General features: G+C 69.1%; 25 protein-coding genes and 1 pseudogene. 1 reads left to right on the top strand and 25 read right to left on the bottom strand.

All coding sequences use genetic code 11. The features are described 5' to 3' along the window. Positions 1-281: pseudogene (locus tag AB0442_RS00005) on the bottom strand (glutamine--fructose-6-phosphate aminotransferase); the annotation flags it as partial. Between the two features lie 130 nt (positions 282-411). On the opposite strand from AB0442_RS00005, the gene coaA reads away from it, so the two are divergent. Continuing rightward, complete coding sequence (gene coaA, locus AB0442_RS00010; RefSeq protein WP_366159728.1) at positions 412-1,395, top strand: type I pantothenate kinase; 984 nt, start codon at positions 412-414, stop codon at positions 1,393-1,395. A 97-nt stretch (positions 1,396-1,492) separates the two neighbouring features. On the opposite strand, the gene glmM is transcribed toward coaA, so the two are convergent. From glmM to rplX, 24 genes are all read right to left on the bottom strand, one after another. Beyond that, positions 1,493-2,860: a phosphoglucosamine mutase gene (gene glmM, locus AB0442_RS00015; protein ID WP_344621485.1), complete on the bottom strand. Its 1,368-nt coding sequence runs from the start codon at positions 2,858-2,860 to the stop codon at positions 1,493-1,495. Positions 2,861-3,018: 158 nt separating this feature from the next. Next, entirely contained in the window at positions 3,019-3,522 is a 504-nt protein-coding gene (gene rpsI / locus AB0442_RS00020) for a 30S ribosomal protein S9 (RefSeq protein ID WP_263104963.1), read from the bottom strand. 48 nt (positions 3,523-3,570) lie between these two features. After that, positions 3,571-4,014: a 50S ribosomal protein L13 gene (gene rplM / locus AB0442_RS00025; protein ID WP_030263432.1), complete on the bottom strand. Its 444-nt coding sequence runs from the start codon at positions 4,012-4,014 to the stop codon at positions 3,571-3,573. Positions 4,015-4,223: 209 nt separating this feature from the next. Next, on the bottom strand, positions 4,224-5,882 hold the full coding sequence (locus AB0442_RS00030) for an ATP-binding cassette domain-containing protein (protein WP_366159729.1): 1,659 nt from the start codon (positions 5,880-5,882) through the stop codon (positions 4,224-4,226). Between the two features lie 83 nt (positions 5,883-5,965). Continuing rightward, positions 5,966-6,865, bottom strand: coding sequence for a tRNA pseudouridine(38-40) synthase TruA (gene truA / locus AB0442_RS00035; RefSeq protein WP_366159730.1), 900 nt, complete (start codon positions 6,863-6,865; stop codon positions 5,966-5,968). Positions 6,866-6,957: 92 nt separating this feature from the next. Beyond that, positions 6,958-7,443: a 50S ribosomal protein L17 gene (rplQ, locus tag AB0442_RS00040; RefSeq protein WP_263104959.1), complete on the bottom strand. Its 486-nt coding sequence runs from the start codon at positions 7,441-7,443 to the stop codon at positions 6,958-6,960. Between the two features lie 129 nt (positions 7,444-7,572). After that, positions 7,573-8,595: a DNA-directed RNA polymerase subunit alpha gene (locus AB0442_RS00045; RefSeq protein WP_030263446.1), complete on the bottom strand. Its 1,023-nt coding sequence runs from the start codon at positions 8,593-8,595 to the stop codon at positions 7,573-7,575. A gap of 142 nt (positions 8,596-8,737) precedes the next feature. Continuing rightward, positions 8,738-9,145: a 30S ribosomal protein S11 gene (gene rpsK / locus AB0442_RS00050; protein WP_014136257.1), complete on the bottom strand. Its 408-nt coding sequence runs from the start codon at positions 9,143-9,145 to the stop codon at positions 8,738-8,740. Between the two features lie 72 nt (positions 9,146-9,217). Continuing rightward, complete coding sequence (rpsM, locus tag AB0442_RS00055; protein WP_030263448.1) at positions 9,218-9,598, bottom strand: 30S ribosomal protein S13; 381 nt, start codon at positions 9,596-9,598, stop codon at positions 9,218-9,220. A 177-nt stretch (positions 9,599-9,775) separates the two neighbouring features. Further along, positions 9,776-9,889 (bottom strand): 50S ribosomal protein L36, encoded by a 114-nt coding sequence (rpmJ, locus tag AB0442_RS00060; RefSeq protein ID WP_003956441.1) that lies wholly within the window; start codon positions 9,887-9,889, stop codon positions 9,776-9,778. Between the two features lie 35 nt (positions 9,890-9,924). Beyond that, a complete protein-coding gene (gene infA / locus AB0442_RS00065; protein WP_003956442.1) occupies positions 9,925-10,146 on the bottom strand; it encodes a translation initiation factor IF-1 in 222 nt (73 codons plus the stop codon). A 197-nt stretch (positions 10,147-10,343) separates the two neighbouring features. Beyond that, positions 10,344-10,778 (bottom strand): large conductance mechanosensitive channel protein MscL, encoded by a 435-nt coding sequence (mscL, locus tag AB0442_RS00070; RefSeq protein WP_366159731.1) that lies wholly within the window; start codon positions 10,776-10,778, stop codon positions 10,344-10,346. Between the two features lie 97 nt (positions 10,779-10,875). Continuing rightward, positions 10,876-11,712 (bottom strand): type I methionyl aminopeptidase, encoded by an 837-nt coding sequence (gene map, locus AB0442_RS00075; RefSeq protein ID WP_344621481.1) that lies wholly within the window; start codon positions 11,710-11,712, stop codon positions 10,876-10,878. Positions 11,713-11,840: 128 nt separating this feature from the next. Next, positions 11,841-12,500 carry an adenylate kinase gene (locus AB0442_RS00080; RefSeq protein WP_344621480.1) on the bottom strand — a complete coding sequence of 220 codons (660 nt, stop codon included), beginning with the start codon at positions 12,498-12,500 and terminating at the stop codon, positions 11,841-11,843. Continuing rightward, entirely contained in the window at positions 12,500-13,810 is a 1,311-nt protein-coding gene (secY, locus tag AB0442_RS00085) for a preprotein translocase subunit SecY (RefSeq protein WP_030263457.1), read from the bottom strand. The genes AB0442_RS00080 and secY overlap by 1 nt, the downstream gene beginning before the upstream one ends. Positions 13,811-14,135: 325 nt before the next feature. Next, complete coding sequence (rplO, locus tag AB0442_RS00090; RefSeq protein WP_095874457.1) at positions 14,136-14,588, bottom strand: 50S ribosomal protein L15; 453 nt, start codon at positions 14,586-14,588, stop codon at positions 14,136-14,138. 1 nt (position 14,589) lies between these two features. After that, positions 14,590-14,772: a 50S ribosomal protein L30 gene (gene rpmD / locus AB0442_RS00095; protein WP_014136270.1), complete on the bottom strand. Its 183-nt coding sequence runs from the start codon at positions 14,770-14,772 to the stop codon at positions 14,590-14,592. Beyond that, positions 14,772-15,392: a 30S ribosomal protein S5 gene (gene rpsE / locus AB0442_RS00100; protein ID WP_263104954.1), complete on the bottom strand. Its 621-nt coding sequence runs from the start codon at positions 15,390-15,392 to the stop codon at positions 14,772-14,774. Before rpsE ends, rpmD begins: the two co-directional genes overlap by 1 nt. A 49-nt stretch (positions 15,393-15,441) precedes the next feature. After that, a complete protein-coding gene (rplR, locus tag AB0442_RS00105) occupies positions 15,442-15,825 on the bottom strand; it encodes a 50S ribosomal protein L18 (protein WP_030263465.1) in 384 nt (127 codons plus the stop codon). A 3-nt stretch (positions 15,826-15,828) separates the two neighbouring features. After that, complete coding sequence (rplF, locus tag AB0442_RS00110; RefSeq protein ID WP_344621478.1) at positions 15,829-16,368, bottom strand: 50S ribosomal protein L6; 540 nt, start codon at positions 16,366-16,368, stop codon at positions 15,829-15,831. Between the two features lie 22 nt (positions 16,369-16,390). Next, positions 16,391-16,798 (bottom strand): 30S ribosomal protein S8, encoded by a 408-nt coding sequence (gene rpsH, locus AB0442_RS00115; RefSeq protein WP_030263474.1) that lies wholly within the window; start codon positions 16,796-16,798, stop codon positions 16,391-16,393. A gap of 263 nt (positions 16,799-17,061) precedes the next feature. Then, a complete protein-coding gene (locus tag AB0442_RS00120) occupies positions 17,062-17,247 on the bottom strand; it encodes a type Z 30S ribosomal protein S14 (protein WP_030263476.1) in 186 nt (61 codons plus the stop codon). A gap of 3 nt (positions 17,248-17,250) precedes the next feature. Next, positions 17,251-17,820 carry a 50S ribosomal protein L5 gene (gene rplE, locus AB0442_RS00125; protein ID WP_030263480.1) on the bottom strand — a complete coding sequence of 190 codons (570 nt, stop codon included), beginning with the start codon at positions 17,818-17,820 and terminating at the stop codon, positions 17,251-17,253. After that, positions 17,820-18,131, bottom strand: a complete 312-nt coding sequence (gene rplX / locus AB0442_RS00130) for a 50S ribosomal protein L24 (RefSeq protein WP_033214113.1) — start codon at positions 18,129-18,131, stop codon at positions 17,820-17,822. The genes rplE and rplX overlap by 1 nt, the downstream gene beginning before the upstream one ends. Between the last annotated feature and the right edge of the window lie 15 nt (positions 18,132-18,146).

Raw genomic sequence — 18,146 nt, forward strand, 5'->3', positions numbered from 1 at the left:
TGGGGGTGGGCATTGGCGTCCGTGGGGCCGCCGTGGGTGGCCCACCGGGTGTGGCCGATGCCGGTGGTGCCCGCCGGCAGCGGGGTCTCGGCAAGGGACTTCTGGAGGTTGGCGAGCTTGCCGGCCCGCTTGTCGGTGGCGAGGCTCCACTGCCCGTCGAGCCCCTGGGTCTGCACGGCCACACCGGCGGAGTCGTACCCCCGGTACTCCAGCCGCTGCAGGCCTGCGATCACTACGTCCAGGGCCGACTGGGACCCCACATATCCAACGATTCCGCACATGCGTGCCAGCATATGCGGCGTTTCGTTCACCCAGGTCACGCTCACCGCTCACCCCGGTCACGCCTTGCCGACACCGCGCGTGACCGATGCCACAGCATCCCGCCGCGCCCGGACGGACCACAATGGGGATGTGCTGACCGAACTCTGTACGAGGGGCGCCGCCCAGGCGCCCACCCCCTCCCCGTACGTGGATCTGGACCGGGCCGAGTGGAGCGCGCTGCGCGAGCGCACCCCGCTGCCCCTGACCGCCGACGAGGTCGAGCGGCTGCGCGGCCTGGGCACCGCACTGGACCTGGACGAGGTCAGGGACGTCTACCTGCCGCTGTCCCGGCTGCTGAACCTCTACATCCACGCGACGCACGAGCTGCGCGGCGCGGTGGGCACCTTCCTGGACACGCCGGACACCGAGCGCTCCCGGACCCCGTTCGTCATCGGCGTGGCCGGCTCGGTCGCGGTCGGCAAGTCGACGACCGCCCGGCTGCTGCAGGCGCTGCTGGCCCGCTGGCCCGAGCACCCACGGGTCGAACTGGTCACCACCGACGGCTTCCTGCTGCCCAACGCCGAACTGCGCCGGCGCGGCCTGATGGCCCGCAAGGGCTTCCCCGAGTCGTACGACCGGCGGGCGCTGATGCGGTTCGTCGCCGACGTGAAGGCGGGCAAGGACAGGGTCACCGCCCCGGTCTACTCGCACCTGGTGTACGACATCGTGCCGGACGAGCGGCTGACGGTGGAACGCCCGGACATCCTCATCGTGGAGGGCCTGAACGTCCTTCAGCCCGCCCTCCCCGGCACCGACGGCCGCACCCGGCTGGCCGTCGCCGACTACTTCGACTTCTCCATCTACGTCGACGCGCGCACCGACGACATCGAACGCTGGTACCTCGACCGCTTCCGCAAGCTCCGCGAAACGGCCTTCCAGGACCCGAACTCCTACTTCCGGCGCTTCACCGAGGTCCCCGAGGAGGAGGCGATGGACTACGGCCGCCAGGTCTGGCGCACCATCAACAAGCCCAACCTGCTGGAGAACGTGCTGCCGACCCGCGGCCGGGCCACCCTGATCCTCCAGAAGGGCCAGGACCACAAGGTCCGCCGGGCCCGGCTCCGCAAGCTCTGACGCCGCCCTGGCGGCGCGCCGCCTGACGGGGAACCACGAGGGGCGGGCAGGACCGGTCTCCGGTCCTGCCCGCCCCTCGGCGCCGGGCGACGGGGCGTCAGCCCAGGTGGGTCTTCACCACCGCGGCGAGCCGCTCGGCGACGGCCTTCGCGCGGGCCTCGTCGGCGGCCTCGACCATGACGCGGACGAGCGGTTCGGTGCCGGACGGGCGCAGCAGCACCCGGCCGGTGGTGCCGAGTTCGGCCTCGGCCTCGGCGACCGCGGCGGTCAGCTCGGCGCAGCTGGCGACCCGGCTCCGGTCGACGCCCTTGACGTTGATCAGGACCTGCGGCAGACGGGTCATCACGGTGGCGAGGTCGGCCAGCGGCTGCTTGGTGGCGGCCAGTCGCGCGCCCAGCATCAGGCCGGTGAGGGTGCCGTCGCCGGTGGTGGCGTGGTCGAGCAGGATGACGTGGCCGGACTGCTCGCCGCCGAGCGCGAAGCCGTGCTGCTTCATCGCCTCCAGCACGTAGCGGTCGCCGACCGCGGTCTGCACCAGGTCGATGCCCTCGCGCTCCATGGCCAGCTTGAAGCCCAGGTTGGACATCACCGTGACGACGGCGGTGTTGCCGCGCAGCGTGCCCGCCTCCTTCATGGCGACGGCCAGGACGGCGATGATCTGGTCGCCGTCGACCTCGTTGCCGTCCGCGTCGGCGGCCAGGCAGCGGTCGGCGTCGCCGTCCAGGGCGATGCCGAGGTCGGCGCGGTGCTCCTTCATGGCGGCACGGAGCTTGTCCAGGTGGGTGGAGCCGACGCCGTCGTTGATGTTCAGGCCGTCGGGCTCGGCGCCCAGGGTGTAGACGACCTCGGCGCCGGCGCGGGCGAAGGCCTCGGGGGCGACCCGGGCGGCCGCGCCGTGGGCGCCGTCGATCACCACGCGGACGCCGTCGAGCCGGTTCGGGAGGACGGCGACGAGGTGGGCGACGTACTTGTCGAAGCCCTCGGTGTACCGGCGGACGCGGCCGACGGCGGCGCCGGTGGGGCGCTTCCAGTCCTCGCTGCCGCCGACGCCGTAGCGGCGGTAGTGCTCCTCGATGGCGTCCTCGATGGCGTCGTCCAGCTTGTGGCCGCCGCGGGCGAGGAACTTGATGCCGTTGTCGGGCATGGCGTTGTGGCTGGCGGACAGCATGACGCCGAAGTCCGCGCCGAGCGCGCCGGTGAGGTAGGCGACGGCCGGGGTCGGCAGCACGCCGACCCGCAGCACGTCCACGCCGGCGCTGGCCAGGCCCGCGATGACGGCGGCCTCCAGGAACTCTCCGGAGGCGCGCGGGTCGCGCCCGACCACGGCCACCGGCCGGTGCCCCTCGAAGGCGCCGGCGTCGCCGAGCACGTGTGCCGCAGCGACCGACAGGCCGAGGGCCAGTTCGGCGGTCAGGCCCTCGTTGGCCACGCCGCGTACCCCGTCCGTACCGAAGAGTCGTCCCACTGTTCCCGTCCTTTTCGCCCTGCTCGTTGTTCCTTTACCCTCCCGCCGTCCGCACCGGGCGGGAGAGCACGACGCCCCGGAGTACACGAGGTACTCCGGGGCGTACGGGTTGCACCGGGGGGCGCACCACCGGAGCGGCACGCACCCCCGGGGTGCAATTAGCGCTTGCTGTACTGCGGCGCCTTGCGGGCCTTCTTGAGACCGGCCTTCTTGCGCTCGACGGCGCGGGCGTCACGGGTCAGGAAGCCGGCCTTCTTGAGCGGGCCGCGGTTGTTGTCCACGTCCGCCTCGTTGAGGGCACGGGCCACGCCGAGGCGCAGCGCGTAGGCCTGACCGGAGACGCCGCCACCCGCGATGCGGGCCACGACGTCGTAGCGGCCGTCGAGCTCGAGGAGCTTGAACGGCTCGTTGACGGTCTGCTGGTGCACCTTGTTGGGGAAGTAGTTCTCCAGGGTGCGACCGTTGATCTTCCACTGGCCGGTGCCCGGGACGATGCGCACGCGGGCGATCGCCTCCTTGCGGCGGCCGAGGCCGGCGCCGGGGGTGGCCTCGCCGAAGCGGCCGGCCAGCGACTCGGTGGTGTACTCGGTCTCCGAGGTGTACTCCTCGACGTTCTCGTCGAAGTCGACCTCGAGGGTGTTCTCGATGGCAGTCTCGGCCACGGTGTTCCTCAGCTCTCGCTACTCAGTGATGGGGTCTTGCGGCCGGAATTACTGCGCGACCTGGGTGATCTCGAACGGCACCGGCTGCTGGGCAGCGTGCGGGTGCTGGTCGCCCGAGTAGACCTTGAGCTTCGAGAGCATCTGACGGCCGAGGCTGTTCTTCGGGATCATGCCCTTGATGGCCTTCTCGACGGCCTTCTCCGGGTTCTTGTCCAGGAGGTCGTCGTAGCGCACCGAGCGGAGACCGCCCGGGAAGCCGCTGTGGCGGTAGGCCATCTTCTGGGTCTTCTTGTTGCCCGACAGGTGCACCTTGTCGGCGTTGATGATGATGACGAAGTCACCAGTGTCAACGTGCGGCGCGTAGATCGCCTTGTGCTTGCCCCGCAGGAGGTTGGCGGCCTGGGAGGCCAGGCGGCCGAGCACGACGTCGGTCGCGTCGATGACGTGCCACTGACGCTGGACGTCGCCGGGCTTGGGGCTGTACGTACGCACGGTCGTAGCCTTCGCTTTTCAGTGAGTGGGTCCTGACAGGAGCACCGGACGATGAGAACAGCTCGACCCACCTTGGACGCAATTCAAGGGGAGCCGCTGATCGTCGGCCAGATGTCTCCGGCGTACCGACCTCTCACGTGAGATAGAGCGAGCCAATACGCACAACAAGTCGCCAGCTTACCGGGCGCCCCGCGGGGGGTCAAAACGCCTCAGCGGTCGCGCACCACCCGGGTCTCGTCCCAGACCGGCTCCGGCGACTCGTAGACCCGGCCGTCCGAGCCGAACACCAGGTAGCGGTCGAAGCTGCGGGCGAACCAGCGGTCGTGGGTGACGCACAGCACGGTGCCGTCGAACGCCTCCAGGCCCTGCTGCAGCGCCTCGGCGCTCTCCAGGTCCAGGTTGTCGGTGGGCTCGTCGAGCAGCAGCGCCGTCACGCCGGACAGCTCCAGCTTGAGGATCATCAGCCGGGCCTGCTGGCCGCCGGAGAGCGACTCGAACTTCTGCTCCTCCTGGCGGTCGAGCTCGTACCGGCGCAGCGCGGCCATCGCGGCGCCGCGGCCGAGGGCGTGCTCCTCCTCCAGGACGGTGCGGATCGTGCGGCCGAACAGCTCCGGGTGGGCGTGGGTCTGCCGGAAGTGGCCGGGCACCACGCGGGCGCCGAGCTTCCAGTCGCCCTCGTGCTTCACCGTGCCGTCGCCGGCCAGCAGCCGCAGGAAGTGCGACTTGCCGGAGCCGTTCGAGCCGAGCACCGCGACCCGCTCGCCGTAGAAGACCTCCAGGTCGAAGGGCTTCATCAGGCCGCTGAGCTCCAGGCCCTTCACGGTGAAGGCGCGCACGCCGGTGCGGCCGCCCTTGAGGCGCATGGTGATCGACTGCTCGCGCGGCGGCGCCTCCGGCGGGCCGGCGTCCTCGAACTTCTTGAGCCTGGTCTGCGCCGCGGCGTACCGGGAGGCCATCTCGTGGCTGACCGCGGCCGCCTGGCGCAGGGTGACGACGAGCTTCTTGAGCTTGGCGTGCTCCTCGTCCCAGCGGCGGCGGAGCTCCTCGAAGCGCTCGAAGCGGGCGCGGCGGGCGTCGTGGAAGGAGTCGAAGCCGCCGCCGTGCACCCAGACGCTGCTGCCGGCCGCGCCGGTCTCGACGCTGATGATCTTCTCGGCGGTGCGGGAGAGCAGCTCGCGGTCGTGCGAGATGAAGAGCACGGTCTTGTTGGTGGCCTTGATGGCCTCCTCCAGCCAGCGCTTGCCGGGCACGTCGAGGTAGTTGTCCGGCTCGTCGAGCAGCAGGACCTCCTCGGGGCCGCGGAGCAGCGCCTCCAGGACGAGCCGCTTCTGCTCGCCGCCTGAGAGGGTGTTCAGGCCGCGGAACTGGGCGCGGTCGAAGGGCATGCCGAGGGCGGCGGTGGTGCAGACGTCCCAGACCGTCTCGTAGTCGTAGCCGTCGGCGTCCGCCCAGTCGGCGAGCGCCTGGGCGTAGCGCATCTGGGTCTTCTCGTCGTCCTGGGCGAGCATGGCGAGCTCGGCGGCGTCCACCGCGCGGGCGGCGGTGGCGATCCGCTCGGGGGCGACGGAGACCAGCAGGTCGCGGACGGAGGCGTCGGCGGGCAGGGCGCCGGGGGTCTCGCGGTGGTCCTCGCGGCCGGTGGTGCCGACGAACTGGCGCATCACGCCGAGGCCGCCGGTGACGGTGACGGTGCCGCCGTGCGGCTGCACGTCGCCGGCGATCATGCGGAGCAGGGTGGTCTTGCCGGCGCCGTTGGCGCCGACCAGCGCGACCGCGGCGCCCTCGCCGACCCGGAAGGACGCGTCGTCGAACAGCACCCGCCCGTCCGGCAGGTAGTACTCAAGGTGCGAAATCTCGACGTGTCCCATGCGTCGGATTGTGCCAAGCGGGCGCGCCGGGCCCCAAACCGTTTTACCGCCGGGCCGGCGTGACGTTCACCGCCGCACCGGCGTCACGCCTGGCCGGGCAGGGTCCGCATCCGGCGGGCGAGGCGGTTGCGTTCGGCGAGCTCGCCGTCGGCGGGGTAGCCGACCTCCTCCAGGGTGAGGCCGTGCGGGCGGACAACGTTGACCGCGGAGTTGCGGACCCGGCCGGCGAGCACCTGGCCGGGGAAGTCGACCGGCCGGTGGCCGTCGCCGACCAGCAGCATCGCGCCGACCAGCGAGCGGACCATGTTGTGGCAGAAGGCGTCGGCGCGCACCGTCGCGACGGCGAGGCTGCCCTCCTGGGCGGCGTAGGTGTCAATCGGCACCCGCTCCCAGTGCAGTTCGAGCAGGGTGCGGATGGTGGTGGCGCCCTCGCGCTTCTTGCAGTACGCGGCGAAGTCGTGCTCGCCGAGCAGCAGCCGGGCGGCCTCGTTCATCCTCTCGACGTCGACCGGGCGGTCGTGCCACAGGACGTGGCCGCGCAGCAGCGGGTCGACGCCGCCGGGGTGGTCGGCCACCCGGTAGGCGTAGCGGCGCCAGACCGCGGCGAAGCGGGCGTCGAAGCCGTGCGGGGCCTCGGAGATCCGGTAGACGCGGACGTCGGCGGGGAGCCGGCCGGCGAGGCGGCGGAGCAGCTTCTCGCCGTGCTCGGCCCACAGCTGTTCGGGGAGGTCGACGTGGGCGACCTGGCCGCGGGCGTGCACACCGGCGTCGGTGCGGCCGGCCACGGTCAGCGGGAAGCCGATGGCGCTGCGGGTGACGACCTGCAGGGCGTTCTCGATCTCCTCCTGGACGGTGCGCCGCCCCCGCTGGCGGGCCCAGCCGGAGAAGTCCGCGCCGTGGTAGGCGAGGTCGAGCCGGATCCGGCGGAAGCCCTCGGCCGGGCCGTCCTTGACGGGGGGCTGCTCGGCACAGTCGTTGGCCACTTCGTTCTCCTGGGAGGGCTGCCTGCGGGAAGTGCTCGGGCCCGCCCTCCCCACGGATGGGGAGGGCGGGCCCGGGTGACACCTTGGGGGCGTCAGGCCTCGGTGGTCTCCGCGGCCTCGGCCTCGTCGGCCTTGGTCTCCTCGACCTTGGCCTCCTCGGCCTCCTTGACCGCGCGCTTGGCGGCGGCCTCGGCCTCGGCGACGGTGGCCTTGGTGGCGATCTCGCCCTCGACCAGCTCGATCACGGCCATCGGGGCGTTGTCGCCGCGACGGGTGCCGATCTTGGTGATGCGGGTGTAACCGCCGGGACGGTTCTCGAAGCGCGGCGCGATCTCGGTGAAGAGGGTGTGCAGCACCGAGACGTCGGTGATGGTCTTGCGCACCAGGCGACGGTTGTGGATGTCGCCCTTCTTCGCCTTGGTGATCAGCTTCTCCGCCAGCGGGCGCAGGCGGCGGGCCTTGGCCTCGGTGGTGGTGATGCGGCCGTACTGGAACAGCTCACGGGCCAGACCGGCGAGCAGCAGGGGCTCGTGGTGCGGGCCGCCGCCGAGGCGGGCACCCTTGGTGGGACGCGGCATGGAATGACTCCTCGTATCTCCGACTGCGGCCGTACCAGGTACCGCAGCGGGCGTACGGGCACCGTGCCCGTACGACTTGCACGGTGGCGGGGGCGGTCCGCGAAGGGCCGCCCCCGTCCCGAATTCTTCTTAGTACTGCTCGGTCTCCGCGTAGCCCTGGTCGTCCAGGTCGTCGGCGCCGAAGGCGTCGGCGGCGGCGGTCGGGTCGAACCCGGGCGGGCTGTCCTTGAGGGCCAGGCCCATGCCGGCCAGCTTCGCCTTGACCTCGTCGATCGACTTCGCACCGAAGTTGCGGATGTCGAGCAGGTCGGCCTCCGAGCGGGCGACGAGCTCACCCACGGTGTGGATGCCCTCGCGCTTGAGGCAGTTGTAGGAGCGGACGGTGAGCTCCAGCTCCTCGATCGGCAGCGCCAGGTCGGCGGCCAGGGCGGCGTCCGTCGGGGACGGGCCCATGTCGATGCCCTCGGCGTCGATGTTCAGCTCGCGGGCGAGGCCGAACAGCTCCACCAGGGTCTTGCCGGCCGAGGCCATGGCGTCGCGGGGACGCATGGCGGGCTTGGTCTCGACGTCGACGATGAGCTTGTCGAAGTCGGTCCGCTGCTCGACTCGGGTGGCCTCGACCTTGTAGGTGACCTTCAGCACGGGGCTGTAGATCGAGTCGACCGGGATGCGGCCGATCTCCTGGCCGGAGGCCTTGTTCTGGACGGCGGAGACGTAGCCGCGACCGCGCTCGACGGTCAGCTCCATCTCCAGCTTGCCCTTGCCGTTGAGCGTGGCGAGGACGAGCTCGGGGTTGTGCACCTCGACACCCGCCGGCGGGGCGATGTCGGCGGCGGTGACCACACCCGGGCCCTGCTTGCGCAGGTACATCACGACCGGCTCGTCGTGCTCCGAGGAGACGACCAGCTGCTTGATGTTGAGGATGAGGTCGGTCACGTCCTCCTTGACGCCCGGCACGGTGGTGAACTCGTGCAGGACGCCGTCGATCCGGATGCTGGTGACAGCGGCACCGGGGATCGAGGAGAGGAGGGTGCGGCGGAGCGAGTTGCCGAGGGTGTAGCCGAAGCCCGGCTCCAGCGGCTCGATCACGAACCGCGAGCGGAATTCGTCGACGACCTCTTCGGTCAGCGAGGGACGCTGAGCGATCAGCATGAGAGGTGTTCCTCCAGTTGTCTTCGGCACCCACTATTTGATGCCGATGGACTCAAGCGTACGGCCTCCCGCACCAGGCGGGAGGCCGACGCACGTGCTACTGCGGACCCGTGCGGGGCCGCCGGGGCCCGAAGGCGCAGCGTCAGACGCGGCGGCGCTTCGGCGGACGGCAGCCGTTGTGCGGGGTGGGGGTGACGTCCTGGATCGAGCCGACCTCGAGGCCGGTGGCCTGGAGGGAGCGGATCGCGGTCTCACGGCCGGAGCCCGGACCCTTGACGAAGACGTCGACCTTGCGCATGCCGTGCTCCTGCGCACGACGCGCGGCGGCCTCGGCGGCCATCTGCGCGGCGAACGGGGTGGACTTGCGCGAGCCCTTGAAGCCGACGTGGCCGGCAGAGGCCCAGGAGATCACGTTGCCCGAGGGGTCGGTGATCGAAACGATGGTGTTGTTGAACGTGCTCTTGATGTGGGCGTGCCCGTGAGCGACGTTCTTCTTCTCCTTGCGGCGGATCTTCTTCGCGCCGGCAGCCTGACGACCCTTGGGGGGCATAAGTCTGTTCTCCTGATGAGGTGGTCGGTCCGCTAACCCGCGGGCCGGAGGGATGTCCGGTTACGGGACGGACTACTTCTTGCCCGGCTTCTTCTTGCCGGCAATCGCGCGACGCGGGCCCTTGCGGGTACGCGCGTTGGTGTGGGTGCGCTGGCCGCGGACGGGCAGACCGCGGCGGTGGCGCAGGCCCTCGTAGCAGCCGATCTCGACCTTGCGGCGGATGTCGGCGGCGACCTCACGGCGGAGGTCACCCTCCACCTTGTAGTTGGCGTCGATGTACTCGCGCAGCTTGATGAGGTCTTCCTCGGAGATGTCGCGAACCCGGACGTCGGGGCTCACGCCGGTCTCGGCGAGGGTCTGCTGGGCGCGGGTGCGGCCGATGCCGTACACGTACGTGAGGGCGATCTCGATCCGCTTCTCGCGGGGGAGATCAACGCCGGCGAGGCGTGCCATTCATGGCTCCTGTGGTTCTTCAGAGGTCTTGCGTGCCGCCTACTCCGTCGCCTCTCGGCGAGGGAGCCCCGGCCTCTGACCGGGGGTGGCAGTCCGTCCCTCGGGGGGTCGGATCGGGCAGCCCGCGTATGACGTTGTGCGCGTCGCGCGAAGTACTACGAGAAATGCTGGGAGAGATCAGCCCTGGCGCTGCTTGTGGCGCAGGTTGTCGCAGATCACCATGACCCGGCCGTGGCGGCGGATCACCTTGCACTTGTCGCAGATCTTCTTGACGCTCGGCTTGACCTTCATGTTCAGGTTCTCCGGGTCTAGATCTGACGGTTTGCTTACTTGTAGCGGTAGACGATCCGACCACGCGTCAGGTCGTAGGGGCTCAGCTCCACCACGACCCGGTCGTCCGGGAGGATACGGATGTAGTGCATCCGCATCTTGCCGCTGATGTGCGCGAGGACCTTGTGACCGTTCTGCAGCTCGACCTTGAACATGGCGTTCGGAAGAGACTCGATCACGGTGCCCTCGATCTCAATGGCGCCTTGCTTCTTTGCCATGAACTGCGAGATCCACCTTCCGGGGCCGGCTACCGCATGCGGCACGCTCGTGCGAGCCTGGGTCCACCCCACCCCTGCCTGGAAAGAGCCCTCGCGGGATTCCTGCTTGGGAAGAGGGCGTGCCGAAGCACGCTACGAGTGAGCCGACGCATCAGTCTACGACAGGCTCCAAGCGGACGCCAAAACGGCTCGGCCGGTCACGCTCGGTACTGGGCGGGCACCGGCACGACCGGCTGGACCACCGCGGTGCAGGCCGCGCAGCGGCGGGCGGCCTCGGGGATCTCGGTCAGGCACTCGGGGCAGGGGCGCTTCGGGGTCTTCGGCTTCTTCGGCATGTAGCGGGCGGTGGCCTTGGTCACCGGCAGCACGACGCAGAAGTACAGCACGGCGGCGGTCAGCACGAAGGCGATCAGGACGTTGAGGAACTGCCCGTACGGGAAGGTCACCCCGCCGATCGTCGCCTTGTAGCTGGCGAAGTCGCCCGCGGCGCCGACCACCACGCCCACCAGCGGGGTGAGGAACGCCGTGACGAAGCCGGTCACGACGGCGGTGAACGCCGCACCGATGACCACACCGACGGCCATGTCGACGACGTTCCCGCGCATCATGAAGTCACGGAAGCCCTTGAGCACTGTTCTCTCTTCTCCTCGTACGGCTGTCAGCAGACAAAAATAGGGCGAAGGACCCGGAGGGCGAAACCTCCGGGTCCTTCGCTCCTGTCCGTCCGGGTCAGGCCAGCGGGTCCGGGGCCGCGGTGACGCCCAGCTTGGCCAGCTCCGCGCGGCCGCCGTCGAAGGCCGTGAGCACCAGCGGGCCCTGCTCGGTGACGGCCACCGAGTGCTCCCAGTGCGAGGCCCAGCTCTTGTCGGTGGTGACGACCGTCCAGTCGTCCTCCAGCACGGCGGAGTGCGGGGTGCCGAGCGTCACCATCGGCTCGATCGCCAGCACGGTGCCCGGGATCAGCTTCGGGCCCTTGCCGCGGCCGGCCACGTAGTTCAGCACGTGCGGCTCCATGTGCATCGCGGTGCCGATGCCGTGGCCGCCGTAGCCCTCGACGATGCCCCACTTGCCCTTGGGGGGCAGCGGCTGGCGGCGGATGAACGACTCGATCGAGCGGGAGACGTCGACCAGCCGGTTGCCCTTCTTCATCTGGGCGATGCCGGCCCACATCGAGCCCTCGGTGACCCGGCTCAGCTGGAGGTGCTCCGCCGCGGTCTCGCCGACCGCGACGGTGATCGCCGCGTCGCCGTGCCAGCCGTCGAGGATGGCGCCGCAGTCGATGGAGATCAGGTCGCCCTCCTGCAGCACCCGCTCCCCCGGGATGCCGTGGACGATCTCGTCGTTGACCGAGGCGCAGATCACACCGGGGAACCAGAGGCCGCCGTGGTGGGCGCGGAAGTTGGAGGTCGCGCCGTGGTCGGTGATGACCTTGTCGGCGATGTCGTTCAGCTCCTGGGTGGTGATGCCCGGGGCGACCGCCTCCCGGCAGGCCTTGAGCGCCTCGGCGACGACCAGCCCGGCCGCCCGCATCTTCGCGATCTGCTCGGGGGTCTTGATCTCCACCATCTGGTCACGCCTTCCACTGTCGGACGCCGCCCGGTCCTTGCCGGGCGGCCGTGCACTCGTTACCACCGTACGACGCCGCAACGGCCGGGAAGCCCCGTCGCGGGGCTTCCCGGCCGTTGCGGGCCGTCTCAGGCGGACTTCTTCTGCTCCAGGGCGCCGATCGCGCGCTCCGTCACCTCGTTCACCTTGCCGAGGGCGGAGATGGTGACCAGCAGGCCCTGGTCGGCGTAGTAGCCGATGATCGGCTCCGTCTTGGAGTGGTACTCCTCCAGGCGGACCCGCACGGCCTCCTCGGTGTCGTCCGAGCGCTGGTACAGCTCGCCGCCGCACTCGTCGCAGACGTCCTCGGCCTTCGGCGGGTTGTACACCACGTGGAACACGTGGCTGCCGTCGTTGCGGCACAGCCGGCGACCGGCGATGCGCTTGACGACCTCGTCCTCGGGGACCTCCAGGTCGAGCACGCCGTTGAGGACGATGCCCTCCTCGGCGAGGATCTCGTCCAGGGCCTTGGCCTGGCCCAGGTTGCGCGGGAAGCCGTCGAGCAGGAAGCCGCCCGCGGCGTCCGGCTGCAGCATCCGGTCCTTGGCCATGCCGATGGTGACCTCGTCCGGCACCAACCGACCCGCGTCCATGTACGCCTTGGCCTCGAGCCCCAGCGGGGTGCCCTGGCTGATGTTGGCGCGGAACAGGTCGCCAGTGGAGATGTGCGGGATGGACAGGGTCTTGGCGAGCACGTGCGCCTGAGTACCCTTCCCGGCCCCGGGAGGTCCGACGAGGACGATACGCATCAGCGGAGGAACCCTTCGTAATTGCGCTGCTGGAGCTGGCTCTCGATCTGCTTCACAGTTTCGAGTCCGACGCCGACGACGATGAGCACGCTGGTGCCGCCGAACGGGAAGTTCTGGTTCGCGTTGAAGGCAACCAGGGCGATCATCGGGATCAGCGCGATAAGGCCCAGGTAGAACGATCCCGGCCACGTGATGCGGGTGAGCACGTAGTTCAGGTACTCGGCCGTCGGTCGGCCCGCCCGGATGCCCGGGATGAACCCACCATACTTCTTCATGTTGTCCGCAACTTCTTCGGGGTTGAAGGAGATGGCCACGTAGAAGAACGCGAAGAAGACAATCAGGACGAAGTAGGTCGCCATGTAGATCGGGTGGTCACCCTTGACGAAGTGGCCACTGATCCAGTTCGCCCATCCGGCCTTGCTGTTGGTGAGCTGCACCACCAGCGCGGGGATGTAGAGCAGCGACGAGGCGAAGATGACCGGGATCACACCGGCCTGGTTGACCTTGAGCGGGATGTAGGTCGAGGTGCCGCCGAAGGCGCGGCGGCCGATCATGCGCTTGGCGTACTGCACCGGGATCCGGCGCTGGGCCTGCTCGACGAAGATGACCAGGCAGACGACCACGATGCCGATCGCGATGACGCTGAAGAACTCGACCCAGCCGCCGCCGATCTTGCCGGACTGCTTGATCGCCCACATCGAGCCGGGGAAGCCGGCCGCGATGGAGGTGAAGATCAGGATCGACATGCCGTTGCCGATGCCGCGGTCGGTGATGAGCTCGCCGAGCCACATGATCACCGTGGTGCCGGCGGTCATGGTGATGACCATCACGGCCACCCGGAAGACGCTGGTGTCCGGCACGACCTGGTTGGCGACCGAGCAGCCGGAGAACAGCGCACCGCTGGAGGCCGTCGCGACGATGCCGGTGCCCTGGAGCACGGCGAGCGCGATGGTCAGGTAGCGGGTGTACTGCGTGATCTTCGCCGTACCCGCCTGGCCCTCCTTCTTCAGCGCCTCGAGCCGCGGGATCACGACGGTGAGGAGCTGGAGGATGATGCTGGCCGTGATGTACGGCATGATGCCGAGCGCGAAGATCGTCAGCTGCAGCAGCGCATTGCCGCTGAACAGGTTCACCAGGCCGAAGATGCCACTGGACGAGGTGTCCTTGATGCACTGGTTGACGGCGACGAAGTTGACGCCCGGGATCGGGACGTGTGCGCCCAGCCGGAACAGCACCATGATGCCCAGCGTGAACAGCAGCTTCTTGCGCAGGTCGGGCGTCTGGAACGCCCGCGCGAACGCACTGAGCACGGTGCCTCCTGCGCCTCCCGCGCGTTGGCGGCGGGAGGGTCGGTCCTGATGGGGGGGTGTGGGGCTCTTGTCGGCTGCCGGACGACTGCACAGGCACGCCTGACCCGCAGCCTACAAGGGAACCCAACGGACTCTAACAGTGTGCGGCAACGGTCGAGAAGCGAGTCCCGGCGCCGGTACCGGCCGACCGGCCGGGATGCCCGGTTTTGGCCGGTGTTGAGCACACGTCAGATCCACGCCGACCCGGCGGGTCGACGGACGAACGGGGAAAAGCAGTGGGCCCGCACCTCCCGAGAGAGGTACGGGCCCACTTAGGTCAACGAGTTCAGAGGAGCTCGGTGACGGAGCCGCCGGCGGCGGCGATCTTCTCGGCGGCCGAGCCGGAGACGGCGTCGACCGTCACCTGCAGCGCGACCGAGACCTCGCCCTGGCCGAGGACCTTGACGAGCTCGTTCTTGCGAACGGCACCCTTGGCGACCAGGTCGGCCACGGTGACCTCGCCACCCTGCGGGTAGAGCTCGGCCAGCTTGTCCAGGTTCACGACCTGGAACTGCTTGTGGGCCGGGTTCTTGAAGCCCTTCAGCTTCGGCAGGCGCATGTGGAGGGGCATCTGGCCACCCTCGAAGCGCTGCGGAACCTGGTAACGGGCCTTGGTGCCCTTGGTACCACGACCGGCGGTCTTGCCCTTGGAACCCTCACCGCGACCCACACGGGTCTTCTCGGTCTTGGCGCCGGGGGCGGGCCGCAGGTTGTGGATCTTGATCGGCGAGTCCGCCATGTCAGTCCACCTCCTCGACCGTGACGAGGTGACGAACGGTGTGGACCATGCCGCGGATCTCCGGGCGGTCCTCCTTCACCACGGTGTCGTTCAGCCGCTTGAGGCCGAGCGAACGCAGGGTGTCACGGTGGTTCTGCTTGCTACCGATGTACGACTTGGTCTGGGTGACCTTGAGGCGAGCCATCAGGCGCTCACCCCAGCCGCACGGGCCCGGAGCAGAGCAGCCGGAGCCACGTCCTCCAGGGGCAGGCCACGACGGGCGGCGATCTCCTCGGGGCGCACGAGGCCCTTCAGAGCGGCCACGGTGGCGTGCACGATGTTGATCGCGTTGTCCGAGCCGAGCGACTTCGACAGGATGTCGTGAACGCCGGCGCACTCCAGGACGGCACGCACCGGGCCACCGGCGATGACACCGGTACCGGGGGACGCCGGCTTCAGCAGCACGACGCCGGCGGCCTTCTCGCCCTGGACGGGGTGCGGGATGGTGCCCTGGATACGGGGGACCTTGAAGAAGTTCTTCTTGGCCTCCTCAACGCCCTTGGCGATGGCGGCCGGAACCTCCTTCGCCTTGCCGTAACCGACACCCACGGTGCCGTCACCGTCGCCCACCACGACCAGCGCGGTGAAGCTGAAGCGACGACCACCCTTGACAACCTTGGCGACACGGTTGATCGCGACGACGCGCTCGACGTAAGCGGTCTTCTCGACGGCGGGGGCGTTGCCCCGGTCGTCACGCTTACGGTCACGCCGCTCGCCGCCGGTGCCGCCGCCGGCGCCGCTACCGCGGCGCTGGGGTCCAGCCATTGGAATTACCTCTCTCGTTTACGTCCGTCGACAGAGTCGACGAGCGGGCTTAGAAGTCGAGCCCGGCCTCGCGGGCCGCGTCCGCCAGGGCGGCGATGCGGCCGGCGTACCGGTTGCCCGCACGGTCGAAGACGACCGTCTCGACGCCGGCGGCCTTGGCGCGCTCGGCGACCAGGCTTCCGACCTTCTTGGCCAGCTCGGTCTTGTCGCCCTCGGTGCCGCGGATGGACACGTCGAGGGTGGACGCCGACGCCAGGGTGTGACCCTTGGCGTCGTCGATGACCTGGGCGACCATGTGGCGGTTCGAGCGGGTCACGACGAGGCGCGGACGCACCTCGGTGCCGGTGACGCGCTTGCGAACGCGGATGGCGCGGCGCTTGCGGGCGGCGTTCTTGTAGGCGTTGCCCTTGCCGATCTTGACAGAGACGCTCATCGCTTACTTACCACTCTTTCCGACCTTGCGGCGGATGACCTCGCCCGCGTACTTGACGCCCTTGGCCTTGTACGGGTCGGGCTTGCGCAGCTTGCGGATCTTGGCAGCGACCTCGCCGACCTTCTGCTTGTCAGTGCCGTCCACGTGGAACTTGGTGGGCGACTCGACCACGAAGGAGATGCCCTCCGGGGCCTCGACCAGGATCGGGTGGCTGTAGCCGAGCGAGAACTCCATCGCGGAGCCCTTCGCGGCGACTCGGTAACCAACACCGCTGATCTCCAGCGACTTGCGGTAGCCCGCGGTCACGCCGGTGATCATGTTCGCCACCAGCGTCCGCGAGAGGCCGTGCAGGGCCTTCGACTGACGCTCGTCGTTCGGGCGGGAGACGACCAGGGTGCCGTCCTCGCCCTTGCTGATCTCGATCGGCGCGGCGACGACGTGGGTGAGGGTGCCCTTGGGGCCCTTCACCGAGACCGCCTGGCCATCGATGGTGACGTCCACGCCGGCGGGAACCGGGATGGGCAGCCGTCCAATACGCGACATTGCTGTACCTCCGTTTCCCGAATTACCAGACGTAGGCGAGAACTTCTCCGCCTACGCCCTTCTTGGCGGCCTGCTTGTCGGTGAGGAGGCCGGAGGACGTGGAGATGATCGCCACGCCCAGGCCGCCGAGCACCTTCGGCAGGTTGGTGGACTTTGCGTAAACGCGCAGACCCGGCTTGCTGATGCGCTTGATGCCGGCGATGGAGCGCTCACGGTTGGGGCCGAACTTGAGCTCGATGGTCAGCTTCTTGCCGACCTCGCCCTCGGTCGGGTCCTCAACCTTGTAGGAGGAGATGTAACCCTCCTGCTGCAGGATCTCGGCGACGTGCGCCTTGATCTTGCTCGACGGCATCACGACGGAGTCGTGGTACGCCGAGTTCGCGTTCCGCAGACGAGTGAGCATGTCTGCGATCGGGTCGGTCATGGTCATGGTGGCCTCAGGCCTCTCTCGCCGTGGTTTCTCCGCGCCAGGTCCCCCTCCGCGCACTCCGGGGAGTGCGAAAGGGGCACAAGCGCAGGGGACCTGCGACGTAGTAAGACATGGGTGCGAGCCCTCACAAGAGAGCCGCGAGCACCTGTGGAGATGCCGCGGCAGGGGCCCGACCCCACCACCTTACGGGAATCCTCCCGGAAGCCCAAAAAGCGGTGGAGTCGGGCACGCTGCTTCGCAGTGGTGTGCCTAGGGCGCCTGGACTACCAGGAGCTCTTGGTCACGCCCGGCAGCTCGCCGCGGTGCGCCATCTCACGGAGGCAGACACGGCACAGGCCGAACTTGCGGTACACCGAGTGCGGACGGCCGCAGCGCTGGCACCGGGTGTACGCCCGGACACCGAACTTCGGCTTACGCTCGGCCTTTGCGATAAGGGCCTTCTTCGCCATGGCTCACGCCTCCTTGAACGGGAAGCCCAGAGCGCGCAGGAGCGCCCGGCCCTCATCGTCGGTCTGAGCGGTGGTCACGACGGTGATGTCCATACCGCGCTGACGGTCGACCTTGTCCTGGTCGATCTCGTGGAACATGACCTGCTCGGTCAGACCGAAGGTGTAGTTACCACGGCCGTCGAACTGCTTCGGGGAGAGGCCGCGGAAGTCGCGGATGCGCGGCAGGGCCAGCGACACCAGACGGTCCACGAACTCCCACATGCGGTCACCACGGAGGGTGACGTGGGCGCCGATCGGCTGGCCCTCGCGCAGCTTGAACTGCGCGATCGACTTGCGGGCCTTGGTCACGGCCGGCTTCTGACCGGTGATCGCGGTCAGGTCCTTGATCGCGCCCTCGATCAGCTTGCTGTCACGGGCGGCCTCGCCGACACCCATGTTGACCACGACCTTGACCAGGCCGGGGATCAGCATGACGTTCTCGTACGAGAACTGCTCCTGCAGCTGGCCCTTGACCTCGGAGTTGTAACGCTCCTTGAGGCGGGGGGCCACCTTCTCAACAGTCGTCTCAGACATCAGATGTCCTCACCGGTCCGCTTGGCAACGCGGATCTTGTTGCCCTGGTCGTCGAAGCGGTAGCCGACGCGGGTGACGACCTTCTTGCCGTCCTTCTCCACGACCAGCTGGACGTTGGAGACGTGCACCGGGGCCTCGACGGTCACGATGCCGCCCTGGGTGCCCGGGCCCGGCTTGGTGTGCTTCTTGACCCGGTTGACACCCTCGACGAGGACCTTGTTCTCAGCGGGGATGGCCTGGATGACCTTGCCCTGCTTGCCCTTGTCCTTGCCGGTGATGACCTGGACCAGGTCACCCTTCTTGATCTTCATGCTGTTCGCCATGAG

It is taken from the genome of Kitasatospora sp. NPDC085895, from assembly GCF_040702125.1.
Classification (GTDB): domain Bacteria; phylum Actinomycetota; class Actinomycetes; order Streptomycetales; family Streptomycetaceae; genus Kitasatospora; species Kitasatospora arboriphila.